Source organism: Streptomyces sp. Je 1-79 (assembly GCF_025195125.1).
Classification (GTDB): Bacteria; Actinomycetota; Actinomycetes; order Streptomycetales; family Streptomycetaceae; genus Streptomyces.
In genome coordinates this window covers 304579-320266 of record NZ_JAMGSL010000006.1, presented here as the reverse complement: position 1 = coordinate 320266, position 15688 = coordinate 304579, and the positions used below count along the sequence as shown (strand labels likewise).

The following is a 15688-nucleotide window of genomic DNA, read 5'->3' as shown; positions in this document are numbered from 1 at the left end:
GCTGGTCGGTCGGGCGGCGCGGGCTGGATCCCGGCTGGGGCCGGTGCAGGGACGGTGGCTGGTCGGTCGGGCGGCGCGGGCTGGATCCCGGTTGGGGCCGGCGGCGGGCGGCCTCGCGCGGCGTCTCCGGTACCGGGGGCGCCCCGTGAAGGCCGGTCGCGTCCCCCGGGGCGCTCTCGCGCTGCTCGCCGCCACACAGCTGCTGCTGATCCTCGACACCGCGATCGTCAACGTCGCGCTGCCCTCCGTCGGGGCGGACCTCGGGGCGGGCTCCGCCGGTCTCTCGTGGGTGGCCAACGCCTATCTGATCGCCTTCGGCGGGCTGTTGCTCCTCGCCGGGCGCGCCGCCGACCTGCTCGGACATCGGCGCGTGTTCCTCGCCGGGCTCGTGCTGCTCGCCGCCGCCTCCGCGTTCGGGGGGCTCGCGCCGAACGCGGGTGCCCTGGTCGCCGCCCGGGCCGCACAGGGCGTCGGCGCCGCGTTCGCCGCGGCCGCCGCCTTCGCCCTGCTGCTCGTCCTCTTCCCCGACGGGCCCGCCCGGCACAAGGCGCTCGGCGCGTTCGCCGCGATGGGCGGCCTGGGCGGCGTCCTCGGCACCGTACTCGGCGGGGTCCTCACCGACCTCCTCGGCTGGCGCTCCACCCTCTGGCTCAACGTCCTCGCCGCGGCCGTCCTGCTCCTCTGGGGCTCGGCCGTCCTGCGAGGCGCCGTCAGGAGCCCCCAGGCCCATCCGGCCGGCTTCGACCTCGCCGGCGCCTTCACCGTCACCGCGGGGCTGGCACTCGTCGCGTACGCGCTCGTCGGGGCGGGCGCCCACGGTTGGGTGTCCGCCCCGACCCTCGGCGCGGGCGGCGCCGGACTCGCCCTCCTCGCCGTGTTCGCCTTCGTCGAGACCCGCAGCGCCCGGCCCCTCGTGCCGCCCGCCGTCCTCGCGCGCCCCGCACTCCGTCTCGCCAACCTCCTCAGCGCTCTCGCCCAGATGGCGCTGTTCCCGATGTTCTTCCTGGTCAGCCTCTATCTGCAGAGCGTCCTCGGACACACCCCGCTCGGCGGCGGCCTCGGGCTCCTCCCGCTCTCCCTCGTCGTCGTCGCGGTCGCCCCGCAGACCGGCCGGCTCATCTTCCGCCTCGGCCTGCCACGGACCATGACCCTCGGCTTCGCGCTGCTGTGCGCCGGCACCGTGTGGCTCGCCCTCGCACTGCGACCCGACGGCACGTTCTTCACCACCGTCCTCGCGCCCAGCCTGCTCCTGGGCGCCGCCCTGCCGCTGGTCATGGTGGCGACGAACGTGGCCGCCACCGCCGACGCCGCCCCCGAGGAGACCGGGCTCGCCTCCGGACTCGTCAACACCGCCCAGCAGTTCGGCTCGGTGCTCGGCCTCGCCGTCCTCGTGGCCGTCGCCACCACCCGTACCGATTCGGCCACCGCGGCCGCCCAGACCGCCGGATTCCGGGCCGCTCTGCTCGTCGGCGGGGCCTTCGCCGCCGTCGCCGCGGTGACCTCTTTACGCTTGCGCCTGCCCACGCCCACCCCGGCGCCGTCACGCCAGGGGCGCGTGGCCGAACCCCGGTGACCTCGGTGACCGCGGTGACCACGTAGACCCGGCGAGTGAGCCGAAGGGTGCCGCGGGGGTCGACAGGGGAGTTCGCGCGAAGGTTCCGAGGAACGCGGGACCGGGTGCGAGCGGCCTGCGACGCGCGCGCGAGGCGCCCTGAGGTGAACGAGCCCCGAAAAAGAGGGGGCATTCCGTTGGCCCTGTACGACCTTGTCGCGCCCCGACTAGAGGAACGCGGCGACCCGCGCTATCGCATAGCCGACATACGCGACGCCGACCCGCTCGGCGCCGACGCCCTGCTCGCCGCGGTGCCCGCGATGAACGCCCGCGCCGATGTGCCCGCGCTCACCGTCGCGTTGCGGGCCCTGCTTCCGGACCGCGAGCTGGCCGCCGAGTGGAGCGTGGTCGACGCGCTCGCCGCCATGCGCGACCTCGGCATCCTGCTCGGCTCCCTGAAACGCCACGGCGTCCAGCCCACGGCCGCCGTCCCCGAGGTGCTCCCGGTCCTCGAACTCCTCGGCCACCGCACCGACATGGTGCCCCGTGACACCGTCCACCACTACACGACCTGGAACCCGCTCGGCCCGCGCCGGCGCATGTACACCGGCGACCCCATGGAGGGCCGGCTCCAGGAGGCCGTCCGGATGTCCTTCCCCGGCCTCGTCGCCGCCCTGGACAGCTGCGCGCGGCTCGCCACGCTCGAACCGTACGACCCCGGCTTCGCGGTCGCGCTCGACCGCACGGCCCACCACGTCCAGTCCATGGTCGACGCCATCGACTTCACCGTCGCCCATGTCAGCCCGGAGTACTTCGCGCTCACCCTGCGCCCGTACTTCGAGGAGATCGACGTCGCCGGACGCGACTACCTGGGCCCGGCCGCCGCGCAGGTCCCCCTCTGGCTGGTCGATCTGACGCTCTGGCAGTGCGACCGCTCCGACCCGGCGTACGACGCGTTCCTGGCCGAGTCCATCCCGTACAGCCTGCCGGCCTGGCGTGACTTCCACGCCCGGCACGCCGGCGGGATCTCCGCCGTCAGCAAGCTCTCGGCCGCCGTCAGCTGGGAGAGCGGCGACCGGCTGCCCCCGCACCTGGCCGCCTCCGCCCACGCGCTCGGCCGGGTCCTGAAGATCCTCAAGACCTTCCGCGCCCGCCACATCGGTATCGCCCGCAAGGCCTACGCCGACGACGTACGGCTCTACGACGAGGGCAGCGGCGGCGCCCCGGTCGCGCTGCTGCGCTCGATACTCGACCTGACCAGGGACAACGAGACGCTGGTGCGCCGCGCGGCCAAGGGCGTGCCGGGGGCCGCCCCGTCCGCGGCCGCGGCGCACCGAGGGGGAGTCCGATGACGTACCCCGCCCCGCATCCCCGCAGTACCCCGGACGGCGGGCGTGACCTGCCCGGCGGCGGGCTGCTCCACATCGTCGTGGCGGGCGGCGGCATCGCGGGCCTCACCGCGGCCCTCGCCCTGCACGCCGCCGGATTCGACCGCGTCACCGTCGTCGAGTCCGTCCGCGAGAGCCGCCCGGTCGGCGCCGGTCTCAACCTGATGCCCCCCGCCGTCCGCGAACTGGACGCGCTCGGCCTGCTCCCGCGCCTCGAAGCCGGGGCCCTGCGCACCCGCGAGCTGCGCTACTACCACCGTTCCGGCGGCCTGATCGCCCGTGAGCCCCGAGGCGTGGGCGCCGGCTACCGCTGGCCCCAGCTCTCCGTCCACCGCGCCCACCTCCAGCAGGTCCTGGCCGACGCGGTACGGGAACGGCTCGGCGCCGCCGCCCTGGTGACCGGCGTCCGGGTGACCGGTGTGGAGCCGCTGCCCGACGGCCGTCCCCGCATCCAGCTGATGCACCGCGACGGCGCCGTCCGGGGCCGGGCCTCCCTCGAACCGGACGTGCTCGTCGGCGCGGACGGCATCCGCTCGGCCGTCCGGGCGGCGCTCAACCCCGGCGAGGGCGCCCCGCCGTGGAACGGCACCCTGGTGTGGCGGGGAGTCTCCCGGATGCCGTCACGCTCCGTCGGCACCTTCATGCTCATCGCGGGCGACGACCGGCAGAAGGCCGTGGTCTACCCGATGAGCCTGCCTTCGGGCCCCTCCCGCGAGGTCCTGGTGAACTGGGCCCTCGCCCGGCCGTCGGACGCCGCGGACGAGCGCTACCTCGGCGACTGGAACCGTCCCGTCCCCGTCGAAACGTTCCTGCACCATTACGAGGGCTGGGAGTTCGACGGCGTCAGCGTCCCCGAGGTGCTCCGCGCCGCCGACACCGCCCACGAGTACCCGATGGTCGACCGCGAGCCCCTGGCGCGGTGGAGCCACGGACGGACCACCCTCATCGGCGACGCGGCCCACGCCATGTACCCGATCGGGTCCAACGGCGCCTCGCAGTCCATCCTCGACGCGCGCGCCCTCGCCCACTCCCTCGCGCTGCACCACGACCCGGCCGAGGCCCTCGCCGCCTACGAAGCGGCCCGCAGGCCCGTCACCACCGAACTCCAGCGCGCCAACCGGAGGCTCGGCCCCGAGGTCGTCATCAATCTGGCGCACGAGCGGGCCCCGCACGGCTTCACCGACATCCACCAGGTGATACCCGCCGCCGAGCTGGCCGCCGTCGCCGCCCGCTATGCCGCGACCGGTGCCGCGGACCCGGCCACCGTCAACCAGGGCTCGCCCTACGAGGTGCGACCCGGCGACCTGACCGCCGGCGCGCCGCGCTGACCGCCCCTCCCGGGCCACGGCACGACCCCCGCGCGCCGTGGCCCGGGAGCCCGCGGTGACCTACCTTCGATGGATGGACAACCGACTGCACAGCGTGGTGCGTCGGCTCCGCTCCGTACTCGCCTGCGAAGGTGGAACGCGTGAAGGCAATCCGTCGATTCACCGTGCGTCCCGTCCTCCCCGACACCCTTCGACCCCTCACCGACCTCGCGCGGAACCTGCGCTGGTCCTGGCACGACCCGACCCGTGAGCTCTTCGGCTCCGTCGACCCCGACCACGCCGGCCGGGCGGGGTCCCGCCGCGCCGACGACCTCGACCCGGTCCGGCTGCTCGGCTCCGTCTCCGCCGCCCGTCTCGCCGCCCTCGCCGGCGACGAGGACTTCCAGGCCCGGCTGCGCGCCGCGGCCGAGGACCTCGACCACTATCTGCACGCCCCCCGCTGGTACCAGGAACAGGCGGAGCAGCACGGGAACATGCCCGCCTGCATCGCCTACTTCTCACCCGAGTTCGGGGTCGCCGCGGCCCTGCCCCAGTACTCCGGCGGACTCGGCATCCTGGCCGGCGACCATCTGAAGGCCGCCAGCGACCTCGGCGTCCCGCTCGTCGGCGTCGGTCTGCTCTACCGGCACGGCTACTTCCGCCAGTCGCTCTCCCGCGAGGGCTGGCAGCAGGAGCAGTACCCCGTCCTCGACCCGGGCGAGCTGCCCGTCACCCTGCTGCGCGAGAGCGACGGCAGCCCCGCCCGGGTCACCCTCGCCCTGCCCGGCGGCCGCAGTCTGCACGCCCACATCTGGACCGCCCAGGTGGGCCGCGTACCGCTGCTGATGCTCGACTCCGACGTCGAGGGGAACGCGCCCGCCGAACGCGAGGTGACCGACCGGCTCTACGGCGGCGGCAGCGAACACCGGCTGCTCCAGGAGATGCTGCTCGGCATCGGCGGGGTCCGCGCCGTCCGCACCTTCTGCCGGCTCACCGGCACCCCCGCGCCCGAGGTCTTCCACACCAACGAGGGCCACGCCGGTTTCCTCGGCCTCGAACGCATCCGGGAACTGGCCGAGAAGGGCCTCGACTTCGACGCGGCCCTGGAGACCGTCCGCGCCGGGACGGTCTTCACCACCCACACGCCCGTCCCCGCCGGCATCGACCGCTTCGAACGCGGCATCGTCGCCCGCCACCTGGGCGAGGACGGCGAACTCCCCGGCGTCGACGTCGGCCGGATCCTCGCCCTGGGCGACGAGACCCCGCTCGGCGGCGAGGCCGGTCTCTTCAACATGGCCGCCATGGGTCTGCGCCTCGCCCAGCGGGCCAACGGCGTCTCCACCCTCCACGGGTCCGTCAGCCGAGGGATGTTCGCGGGTCTGTGGCCGGGCTTCGACCCGGAGGAGGTGCCCATCGGCTCGATCACCAACGGCGTCCACGCGCCGACCTGGACGGCGCCCGAGGTCGGCCGCCGCGGCGAGGAGGCCGACGACCGGGAGCTGTGGGAGCTGCGCCGCACCCTGCGCGAACAGCTCGTGACCGAGGTACGGGAGCGGGTGCGGCACTCCTGGCGGCAGCGGGGCGCCGGGACCGCCGAACTCGGCTGGACCGACACCGTCCTCGACCCGGACGTGCTCACCATCGGGTTCGCGCGCCGGGTCCCCTCGTACAAGCGGCTCACGCTGATGCTGCGCGACCCCGACCGGCTGCGGGCGCTGCTGCTGCACCCCGAGCGGCCGGTGCAGCTCGTCGTGGCGGGCAAGGCGCACCCCGCCGACCACGGCGGGAAGCGGCTGGTGCAGGAGCTGGTGCGGTTCGCGGACGACCCGCGGGTGCGGCACCGGATCGTCTTCCTGCCCGACTACGGCATGGCCATGGCGCGCCGGCTCTACCCCGGCTGCGACGTCTGGCTGAACAACCCGCTGCGCCCGCTGGAGGCCTGCGGGACGAGCGGGATGAAGGCGGCCCTGAACGGCTGTCTCAACCTCTCCGTCCTGGACGGCTGGTGGGACGAGTGGTACGAGTCCGACTTCGGCTGGGCCATCCCCACGGCCGACGGTGCGTCGGCGACCGACGAGGAGCGCCGCGACGACCTGGAGGCGGCCGCGCTCTACGAGCTGATCGAGCGCCGGGTCGCCCCCCGCTTCTACGACCGGGGCGCGGACGGGGTGCCGGTCCGCTGGACGGAGATGGTCCGCAGGACGCTCCGTGACCTCGGTCCGAAGGTGCTCGCGGACCGCATGGTGCGGGAGTACGTGGAGCGGCTCTACGCTCCGGCGGCCCGGGCCCACCGGGCGCTGGCCCCGGCGGCCGCGCGGGAGCTGGCGGAGTGGAAGTCCCGGGTGCGGGGCGGCTGGCCGAAGGTCGGCGTCGACCACATCGAGGTCGGCGAGATCGGCGAGGACCTGGCCGACGCGGAGCTCGGCGCGACCACGGCGGTACGGGTGCGGGTGGCCCTCGGCGACCTGCGGCCGGAGGACGTCGAGGTGCAGGCCGTGGCCGGCCGGGTCACCCCCGACGACGCCCTCGTGGACACCCGGGTGTGCGTGCTGAAGCCCGCGGGCGGTCCCGACCTGGAGGGCGGGCTGCCCTACGAGGGCTCCCTCGTCCTGGACCGCACGGGCTCCTTCGGCTGCACGGTCCGGGTGCTGCCCGCCCACCGGCTGCTCGCGTCCCCGGCGGAGCTGGGCCTGGTGACCCTGCCGACGGAGACGACGCGGGAGGGGGCGGGTGTCCTGCTGCGCTGACTAGTATGGACCAGGGTATTGACGTGTCCATGAGTGCCCTCTACGTTCCACGCTCGACGCGGAGTTCATTCACCCGCTCGACGTTCACATACAGGAACGGAAGGCACCCCCACATGCGCCTCAAAGCCCTGGTCCCCACCCTCGCCACCGCCCTCGCGGCGGCCGTCGCGGTCACGCTCGCCCCGACGGCCGCCGCCGGACCCGAACGGGCCGCGGCGACCCCCGCCCTGCCCGCCCAGATGGCCGCCCCGGCGGCCTTCACCCACCCCGGCGTCGTCGTGTCCCGGCCGCAACTCGACTTCGTACGGGCGAAGGTGCAGGCCGGCGCGCAGCCCTGGAAGGCCGCCCACGACCAGATGATGGCGAGCTCCTACGCCTCCCTCACCCGGGCCCCCAAGCCGCGCGCGATCGTCGAATGCGGCTCCTCCTCCAACCCGAACAACGGCTGCACGGACGAACGTCAGGACGCCGTCGCCGCCTACACCCAGGCGCTGGCCTGGTACCTCACCCGCGACGACCGCCACGCCCGCAAGGCGATCGAGATCATGGACGCCTGGTCGGCCGTGATCAAGGACCACACCAACTCCAACGCCCCGCTCCAGACCGGCTGGGCGGGCTCCTCCTGGCCCCGGGCCGCCGAGATCATCAAGCACACCTACACCGGCGGCTGGCCGAACTCCGGCCGCTTCGCGACCATGCTGCGCACCGTCTACCTCCCCGAGATCATCAACGGGGCCGCGACGAAGAACGGCAACTGGGAACTCATCATGACCGAGGCCGCGCTCGGCATCGCCGTCCACCTGGAGGACCGCGCGGCCTACGACAAGGCCGTGAGGACCTACCTCGGACGGGTCCCCGCGTACATCTACCTGTCCACCGACGGCGCCACGCCCAAGCCGCCGCCGAACAGCTCCATCGACACCCGCGACGAGATCGTGACGTACTGGCAGGGCCAGTCCACCTTCGCCGACGGCCTCTCCCAGGAGACCTGCCGGGACTTCGGCCACACCGGCTGGGGCCTCGCCGCCGCCGTCCACACCGCCGAGACCAGCCGCATCCAGGGCGCGGACCTGTACCCCCAGGTCTCCGAGCGGCTGCGGCACGCGCTCGGCTTCCACACCACGTACGAGAACGGCACGGCGGTCCCGTCCTGGCTGTGCGGCGGCACGGTGAAGCGGGGCCTCGGGCGGGTGACGGAGGTCGGCTACAACGCCCTCAACGGGCGCATGGGGATCTCCATGACCAACACGCGGATCTACACCGAGGGACACCGGCCCTCCGGCACGGACAACTACTTCGTCTCCTGGGAGACCCTGACGCACGCGGGGAACCCGAACTGACGCCGTCTCACCCCACGACCGCCTTCTCGGCCAGCCGGCCGTCGACGAGACAGAGCCGGTAGACGGGCACCGTGGCGGTCATCGCCGCCCGGTAGTACAGACAGCTGTCCATGCCGGGCGGCTCCGGCGGGACCGCGGCGGGCGGCCCGTCCAGCGGGTGCGGGGGGAGGCGTTCGGCGTCGGCGGAGAGCGGATCGCCGACACGCAGCGAGACGTAGTCGTCCCGGTCCAGGAACGACCGGGACTGCGTCCACAGACCGAAGAGCAGCATCACGAGACCGAGCGCGGCGACCAGCGCGAGCGGGATCCAGATCGCCTGCGCGAGCCCCCGCCGCACCTCCCGCCGCGCCCGCTCCCGTTCCCGTACGGAGGTGGGCGCCGCGATCGGCCCCGCGCGCCGCGCGGCGGCGGCCGCCCCGGTGGCGCCGGTGCTCGCGACGGCGGCCCGCGCCGCGGCACCCGGCTCCAGCGGCAGCACCGCGCGGACGGCGAACCCGCCGTCCGCGCGGGCCCCATGGGTCAGCCGCCCGCCGGCCAGCCGCACGCGCTCGTCGAGGCCGACGAGCCCGGTGCCGCCGGAGACCGGGCCGGCCGGGCGGTCCCCGGCGCCACCGGCGTCACCGGCGTCACCGGTCCGCGCCGGGGCCGTACGGTCCGGGCCGCCGGCGGACCGTCCGGTCCCGGGGCCGTTGGACACCGCCACGGTCAGCGTGGAGCCCGCGCGCTCCAGTGCGACCCGGACCGGGGCGCCCGGCGCGTGCTTGGCCGCGTTCGTGAGGGCCTCCACCACCAGCCGGTGGACCGCCCGGTCGACCATCGGCGGTGTGCCGCCCTCCGGCCCGGTCACCGTCAGCTCCACCCGCAGCCCGGAGGCGCCCGCCCGCTCCACGACCTCCTCGACCGTCTCCCCGGCCGGGGCCGTCGGGGCGCCGCCGCCCCGCCCCTCCTCCTCGTCCGGCCTGAGGACACCGATGATGTCCCGCAGCCGGGCCGTCGCGTCGGCGGCCGCCACGCGCAGCTCCCCGGCCGCGGCCTGCTGCCGGGCGCCGAGCCCCGGATCGACCTCCAGCGCGGCGGCACGCAGCGCGATCAGGGCGAGGTCGTGACCGAGCGAGTCGTGCATGTCGCCCGCGATACGGGAGCGTTCGCGCAGCCGCTCCCGGTCGGCGACGGCGGCCTGCTCGTGCTCCATGCGCGCGGCCAGCTCCCAGCCCGCCCGGACGAGCCGCGCGTACTGGCGCACGTACCGGCCCGTCAGCCAGGGCGCGACGATCGCCAGGGCGAGGACCAGGACGACGGTGAACCCCTGGGAGACGTTCCCTTCCGAGAGCGGGACGAGCGCGAAGCCGAGCGCCGCGACCGCGGCGAACAGGGCCAGGGCGGCCCGCGTCCGCCGCTGCCGACGCCCGGCGAGATACCCGAAGGCGACGAGCGCGAGCGCGTACGCGGGGGTGAACAGCTCCGGGGAGGTGGCGAGGCTCAGCGCGACGGCGACGGCGAGCGAGAGCAGCGGCAGGGACCGGCAGCAGGCCACGGCCGCACCGAGCGCGACGACCCCCACGGCGACCTGACCCCAGGAGCCGCCGTCGTGGGGGTCGAGGCGCAGCAGCACGGGGGTGGCGAGCAGGCCCCACAGGCCCAGGTCGAGCAGCAGGTCCCGGAGTCGTTCACGGCGCATCCGCCCAGCTTGCCGGACGCGCGGGCCAGGCACCCCTGACGAAAGTAGCCCTCACGGCTCCCGCCCCGGCGGGGCGGTCAGTCCTCACGGCTCCCGGCCCGGCCCGTCCCGGCGGCGGGGTGGTCAGTCCTCCACCAGCCCCGCCTCGTACGCCAGGATCGCCAGCTGCACCCGGTTCTTCAGGCCGAGGCGGGCGAGGACGGCGCTCACATGGGCCTTCACGGTGCCCTCCACGACGTACAGCCGGGCGGCGATCTCGCCGTTCGACAGGCCCGCGCCGACGAGGCCCACGACCTCGCGCTCCCGGGCCGTCAACGGCTCCAGCCGCTCCCGCGCCTCCGCCGCGCGGGAGAGCCGGCCCGTCGGAAGGTGCGCGATGACCCGGCGGGTGACCTCGGGGGAGAGGAACGCGGCCCCGCCGGCCACCGCGCGCACCCCCGCGAGCAGCTCCCGGGGATCGCCGGACTTGAGCAGGAACCCGGCGGCGCCCGAGCCGAGGGCGCGGGCGATGTACTCGTCCTCCGAGAACGTCGTCAGCATCAGGACCGCCGTGTCCGGGGCCACGCGGCGCAGCTCCCGCGCCGCCCCGAGCCCGTCGAGCCGCGGCATGCGGATGTCGAGCAGGACCACGTCCGGGTGATGACGGCGCGTGAGCTCGACGGCCTCCCGGCCGTCCCCGGCCTCCGCGACCACCTCGATCCCCGGATCGGCGGCGAGGATCGCCCGTACCCCCGCCCGGATCATCGTCTCGTCGTCCGCGAGCAGCAGCCTGATCATCCGGCCACCCTACGCAGACGCAGGGACGCGCAGACGCGCGGACGCCCGGAGGGAAGGTTCCCTCCGGGCGTCCGCCGGCTGTCTTCCGCCTACCCCACCAGGGGGTTACGGGAAGGTCAGCTTGACGCTGTTGATGTACCCGGTGTCGATCGAGGCCTTGTCCTGGACGCGGAGTTTCCAGGCGCCGTTGGCGACCTCCGAGGAGGCGTTCACGGTGTAGGTCTGGACGATGTTGTCGGCGCTGCCGCCGGACCGGTTGTGCAGGTTGTAGACCGAGCCGTCCGGGGCGACGAGGTCGACGACGAGGTCACCGCGGTAGGTGTGGACGATGTTCACGTCGACCTTGAGGGCCGAGGGGGCGTTGCCCGTGACGCCGGTGACGTTGACCGTGGAGGTCACCGCGGCGCCGTTGTCCGGGACGGACACGTCGGCCGTGTTCTCGAAGACCTTGCCCGGGTCGGGGTTGCCGCCGCCGGGGCGCGCGCCCACGTTGATGCCGGCCCAGGCGTGCTCGACGGCCAGGACCTCGGGGCTGCCGGCGCCGTACAGCTCGGTGGCGACCGCGACCGTACCGGTGCGGGCACCGGCGTAGTTCGTGTTCGAGCTGAACTTGGTGGTGAGCGCCTTGAACCAGATCAGCGCGGCCTTGTCCCGGCCGATGCCGGTGACGGGCAGGCCGTCGGAGGTCGGCGAGTCGTAGTTGACGCCGTTGACGGTCTTGGCGCCGCTGCCCTCGGAGAGCAGGTAGAACCAGTGGTTCGCCGGGCCCGAGGAGTAGTGGACGTCGATGCCGCCGATGCCCGAGTACCAGGCGTCCTTGGACGAGCCGTCCTTGCTCGGCTTGTCCATGTACCGCAGCGGGGTGCCGTTGCCGCGGATGTCGATCTTCTCGCCGACGAGGTAGTCGCCCTTGTCCGAGGCGTTGTTGGCGTAGAACTCGACGGCCGCCGCGAAGATGTCGGAGGTGGCCTCGTTCAGGCCGCCGGACTCCCCGCTGTAGACCAGACCGGCCGTGTTCGAGGTGACGCCGTGCGTCATCTCGTGCGCGGCCACGTCGATCGAGGTGAGCGGCTTGGTGTTGCCCGCGCCGTCGCCGTACGTCATGCAGAAGCAGGAGTCCTGCCAGAAGGCGTTGACGTACGCGTTGCCGTAGTGGACCCGGGAGTACGCGCCGACGCCGTCACCGCGGATGCCGGAACGGCCGTGCACGTTCTTGTAGTAGTCCCAGGTGACCCCGGCGCCGAAGTGCGCGTCCGCGCCCGCGGTCTCCGCGTTCTGCGGGGTGCCGTCGCCCCAGACGTCGTCCGAGCCGGAGAAGAGCGTTCCGGTGCCGGACGTACCCCGGTTGAGGTTGTACGTCTTGTGGTTGCCGCGGCCGGTGTCGGTCAGCGTGTACGAGGGCGCGGTGCCCAGCGTCACCTGGCCGCTGTACTGCGTGTTGCCGGTACCGGTGTGGACGGCCTGCCACTCGTACAGCTTGGCGCCGGAGGTGGCGTCGGTGACGACGTGCAGCTCGTTCGGGGTGCCGTCGTGCTGGAGGCCGCCGACGACGGTCTCGTACGCGAGGACGGGCGAACCCTGCGCCATCCAGACGACCTTGCGCGGGGCGCGCTCGGCGGAGGTCTTCTTCGAGCCCTCCGCGGCGGCGGCGCCGAGCGCCTGCTTCTCGGCGGCGGCCGGGGCGACGTCGGCGGTCAGGTCGACGTTCTTCAGCTCCGCGCGGGAGGCCTTGGTGACCCCCTGGGCCACTCCGGCCTTGGTCTCCTGGACGACCAGGTCGCCGCCGAGGACCGGGAGTCCGGCATAGGTGCGCTCGTACCGCGTGTGGGTCGTGCCGTCACGGTCCTGGACGACGTCGCGGACGACGAGCTTCTCCTGCGCGCCGAGGCCGAGGGACTTGGCGGTCGCCGCCTTGTCGGCGTCCGCCGCGCGTATCAGCGCGGTGCGCTGCGCGGGGGACAGGTCGGCCGGCAGCTTGCCGGGGTTCGCCTGGGTGCCGGCCTGGGACTTCGGAGCGGCCGACCACGGGGTGTCCGCCGCGGTGGCGGCACCCGACTGGACGGTCACGGCGATCATGGCGGCGGCAGCGATCAGAGCGCCGGTCGCGGTGGCGCGACGGCTGGGCGTGGATCTCACGCAGACTCCTTTTGCGAGGGGGGTACCGGACGGCTGGGTGGGTCGTCCGGGCAGTGCAAACAGAGCTGTGGAGCGCGAACTCACTTACGAGTCGGGGAGAGAGTGGCAGCCGTGACGGGCATCTGTCAGGAGCGCGTCAACAAGTTGGCCGGAAATCGTCCGGTGCCCGAAAGGTCGTGTTCGTTAACCGGACGTTTCGTCGATCATGGCCGCGACGCCGTCCAGCGTTCTCCTGAGCCCGAATTCGAAGAGCGTGCCGAGGTCGAGCTCGAACTCCTCGCCCTCGCTCAGCGAGCTGAGCAGCGGGTACGCGCCCCCGCCCGAGATCGCGTCGTACCGTGGCTCGTTCCGCTCCATCCACTCGCCGTCCGAGATCCCCGAGTCCTGCCGGGCCTGCTCCTCCAGGTCGTCCGCCATGGCCACCCCTTGGACATAGGCGAAGATCACCAGATGGGTGTGGATCTTCTCGAACGGCGTCAGGGGCGTTCCCCGCAGCGCCCCCAGCACCCACTCCGTGTACGCCATCGCGTTCGGTGAGGCGATCGGCCGGGTGAACGAGGCCATCGCGTGCGCCATCCAGCGGTGCCGGGCGTAGACCGCCCGCAGCCAGCGGGCCGCGTGCTCGAGACCCGTACGCCAGTGGGGAGGCACCGGCCCCAACGGCACCTCCCCGCAGACCGCGTCCGTCATCAGCCGCACCAGCTCGCCCTTGCCCGACACATGCCGGTACAGCGCCATCGTCGACGTGCCCAGACCCGTGGCGATCCGGCGCATCGACAGCGCCGAAAGGCCCTCGGCGTCGGCGAGTTCGAGCGCGGCACGGACGATCCGGTCACGGCTCAGCGGCTCCGCCGCCGGAGCGCTGGCCGACCGGGCCACCACCGTCCCCACGCCCGGCTCGACCCTGACGAGCCCTTCCTGGCGCAGCGCGGCCAGGGCCTTGGTGGCGGTCGCCATCGCCACGCCCCACTCGCGGGTGATCGCCCGGGTGGAGGGGACACGGTCGCCGGGAGAGAGCTCCCCCGCCTGGACCCTCCGACGGATCTCGGCGGCGATGGCGAGGTAGGGCGGCGGGGTCGTCACGGCGGGCAGTGTACTAGTGCACCTGACCCCCGTACGCGGGGACGACCTGGTGGTTCACCGCCGGTCCGAGGGTGTACTAGGACGGCGGTGGCACCGTACGCACGGGGCTGCTTCGCTCCCCGCATGACGCTCACGACACCACCGGAAACGGCCCTCGCCGGCCGTCGCGAATGGACCGCGCTCGGCGTGCTGATGCTGCCGCTGCTCCTCGTCTCCATGGACGTCTCCGTCCTGTACTTCGCCATCCCCTCCATCAGCGCCGACCTGCGCCCCGGAGCCACCGAACAGCTGTGGATCCTCGACATGTACGGCTTCGTGCTCGCCGGACTCCTCATCACCATGGGCGCGCTGGGGGACCGCGTCGGCCGCCGCAGGCTCCTGCTCCTCGGCGCCGGACTCTTCGGGGCCGCCTCCCTCGCCGCCGCCTACGCCCACAGCCCCGGGCAACTGATCGCCGCCCGCGCGCTCCTCGGCGTCGCCGGCGCGTGCCTGATGCCGTCCACGCTGGCCCTGATCCGCACGCTCTTCCGTGACGAGGCCCAGCGGGCCAAGGCCGTCACCACCTGGACGGCCGTCATGGCCGGCGGGATCTCCCTCGGCCCGGTGGTCAGCGGCGCGCTCGTCGAACACTTCTGGTGGGGCTCGGTGTTCCTGGTCAACCTGCCCGCGATGGTCCTGCTCCTGCTGCTCGGCCCGGTCCTCCTGCCGGAGTCCAAGGGCCCCCGATCGCGCGGCCGCTTCGACTGGCCGAGCGCGTTCCTCTCCCTGGCCGCCCTGCTGCCGCTGATCCACGGCATCAAGGAGCTCGCCGAGGACGGCGGGCGGACCCTGCCCCTGTTCACGATCGTGGCGGGCCTGCTCCTCGGCCTGGTCTTCCTGCGCCGCCAGACCCGGCTCGCGGAACCGATGGTCGACCTCACGCTGCTGCGCGAGCGGGCCTACGGAGGCCCGGTCCTGGCCAACCTGCTCGCGATGCTCGCCACCGTCGGCTTCGCCGTCTTCCTGACCCAGTACCTCCAGTCCGTCCTCGGCCAGAGCCCGTTCGAGGCGGCGCTGTGGAGCCTGGTCCCCTCGGCGGGCGTCATGGTCGCCGCCCCCGCCGGCGCCGCGCTCGCCCGGCGGACCGACCGCGCGTACGTGATGGCGGGCGGCTTCCTGCTCTCCGCGGGCGGCTTCGCTTCGCTGACCCTCGTCGGCCAGGGCACCCCGCTCTGGGCGGTCCTCACCGGCGCCACCGTCTACGCCTCGGGCCTCGTCTCCGCCATGACCCTGGCCAACGAGAGCGCCCTGGGGGCGGCCCCGCCCGAGCGGGCGGGCGCCGCGGCGGCCGTCCTCGAATCGGGCTCTGAACTCGGCGGGGCGCTCGGCATGGCGGTCCTCGGCTCGATCGGCGCCGCCGTCTACACCTCCGCCGTGCCCGCCTCGGCCCCGGCGGCGGCCCGCGAGACCCTGGGCGGGGCGCTCACGTCCCCCGGCCCGGTCCTGGACGCGGCCCGCGCCGCCTTCACCGACGCCCTGAACGGGGCGGCGGGCGGCGCGGCCCTGGTGATGCTCCTGGCCGCGGCGCTCTGCGTGGGCCTGCTCCGACGCCGGAGCACATGACCCCGGGGTGACGCCTCCCGGCGTCACCCCGCAGGGCCGGAGAGGTCCGGCCCGACGTCACCACGCACGGCCGAGGTC

At 74.1% G+C, this 15688-nt stretch carries 10 protein-coding genes; 6 read left to right on the top strand and 4 right to left on the bottom strand.

The annotated features are described in order from the left end of the window. Positions 1-145 precede the first annotated feature (145 nt). The 5 genes from M5362_RS14370 (at position 146) to M5362_RS14350 (ending at position 8334) form a co-directional block, all read left to right on the top strand. On the top strand, positions 146-1573 hold the full coding sequence (locus M5362_RS14370; RefSeq protein ID WP_260227887.1) for an MFS transporter: 1428 nt from the start codon (positions 146-148) through the stop codon (positions 1571-1573). A gap of 176 nt (positions 1574-1749) precedes the next feature. Beyond that, complete coding sequence (locus M5362_RS14365; protein WP_260227886.1) at positions 1750-2904, top strand: monodechloroaminopyrrolnitrin synthase PrnB family protein; 1155 nt, start codon at positions 1750-1752, stop codon at positions 2902-2904. Beyond that, entirely contained in the window at positions 2901-4268 is a 1368-nt protein-coding gene (locus M5362_RS14360) for an FAD-dependent monooxygenase (protein WP_308354872.1), read from the top strand. The genes M5362_RS14365 and M5362_RS14360 overlap by 4 nt, the downstream gene beginning before the upstream one ends. 140 nt (positions 4269-4408) lie before the next feature. Then, positions 4409-6994 carry an alpha-glucan family phosphorylase gene (gene glgP, locus M5362_RS14355; RefSeq protein WP_260227885.1) on the top strand — a complete coding sequence of 862 codons (2586 nt, stop codon included), beginning with the start codon at positions 4409-4411 and terminating at the stop codon, positions 6992-6994. A 113-nt stretch (positions 6995-7107) separates the two neighbouring features. Continuing rightward, a complete protein-coding gene (locus M5362_RS14350) occupies positions 7108-8334 on the top strand; it encodes an alginate lyase family protein (RefSeq protein WP_260227884.1) in 1227 nt (408 codons plus the stop codon). 7 nt (positions 8335-8341) lie between these two features. On the opposite strand, the gene M5362_RS14345 is transcribed toward M5362_RS14350, so the two are convergent. The 4 genes from M5362_RS14345 to M5362_RS14330 all read right to left on the bottom strand — a co-directional run bounded on the left by M5362_RS14345 (position 8342) and on the right by M5362_RS14330 (position 14008). Further along, positions 8342-10012, bottom strand: a complete 1671-nt coding sequence (locus M5362_RS14345) for a sensor histidine kinase (protein WP_260227883.1) — start codon at positions 10010-10012, stop codon at positions 8342-8344. 123 nt (positions 10013-10135) lie between these two features. Then, positions 10136-10789, bottom strand: coding sequence for a response regulator transcription factor (locus tag M5362_RS14340; RefSeq protein ID WP_260227882.1), 654 nt, complete (start codon positions 10787-10789; stop codon positions 10136-10138). 105 nt (positions 10790-10894) lie between these two features. Then, a complete protein-coding gene (locus M5362_RS14335; RefSeq protein WP_260227881.1) occupies positions 10895-12925 on the bottom strand; it encodes a M4 family metallopeptidase in 2031 nt (676 codons plus the stop codon). Between the two features lie 183 nt (positions 12926-13108). After that, entirely contained in the window at positions 13109-14008 is a 900-nt protein-coding gene (locus M5362_RS14330; protein ID WP_260227880.1) for a TetR/AcrR family transcriptional regulator C-terminal domain-containing protein, read from the bottom strand. A gap of 123 nt (positions 14009-14131) precedes the next feature. On the opposite strand from M5362_RS14330, the gene M5362_RS14325 reads away from it, so the two are divergent. Continuing rightward, a complete protein-coding gene (locus tag M5362_RS14325; RefSeq protein ID WP_260227879.1) occupies positions 14132-15610 on the top strand; it encodes an MFS transporter in 1479 nt (492 codons plus the stop codon). The last annotated feature ends 78 nt before the right edge of the window (positions 15611-15688 follow it).

Excerpts from the sequence above, each read along its gene's own strand:
- M5362_RS14360 (WP_308354872.1), top strand. The coding sequence starts at position 2,901 with ATGACGTACCCCGCCCCGCATCCCCGCAGTACCCCGGACGGCGGGCGT.
- M5362_RS14350 (WP_260227884.1), top strand. The coding sequence starts at position 7,108 with ATGCGCCTCAAAGCCCTGGTCCCCACCCTCGCCACCGCCCTCGCGGCG.
- M5362_RS14345 (WP_260227883.1), bottom strand. The coding sequence starts at position 10,012 with ATGCGCCGTGAACGACTCCGGGACCTGCTGCTCGACCTGGGCCTGTGG.
- M5362_RS14325 (WP_260227879.1), top strand. The coding sequence starts at position 14,132 with ATGACGCTCACGACACCACCGGAAACGGCCCTCGCCGGCCGTCGCGAA.
- M5362_RS14340 (WP_260227882.1), bottom strand. The coding sequence starts at position 10,789 with ATGATCAGGCTGCTGCTCGCGGACGACGAGACGATGATCCGGGCGGGG.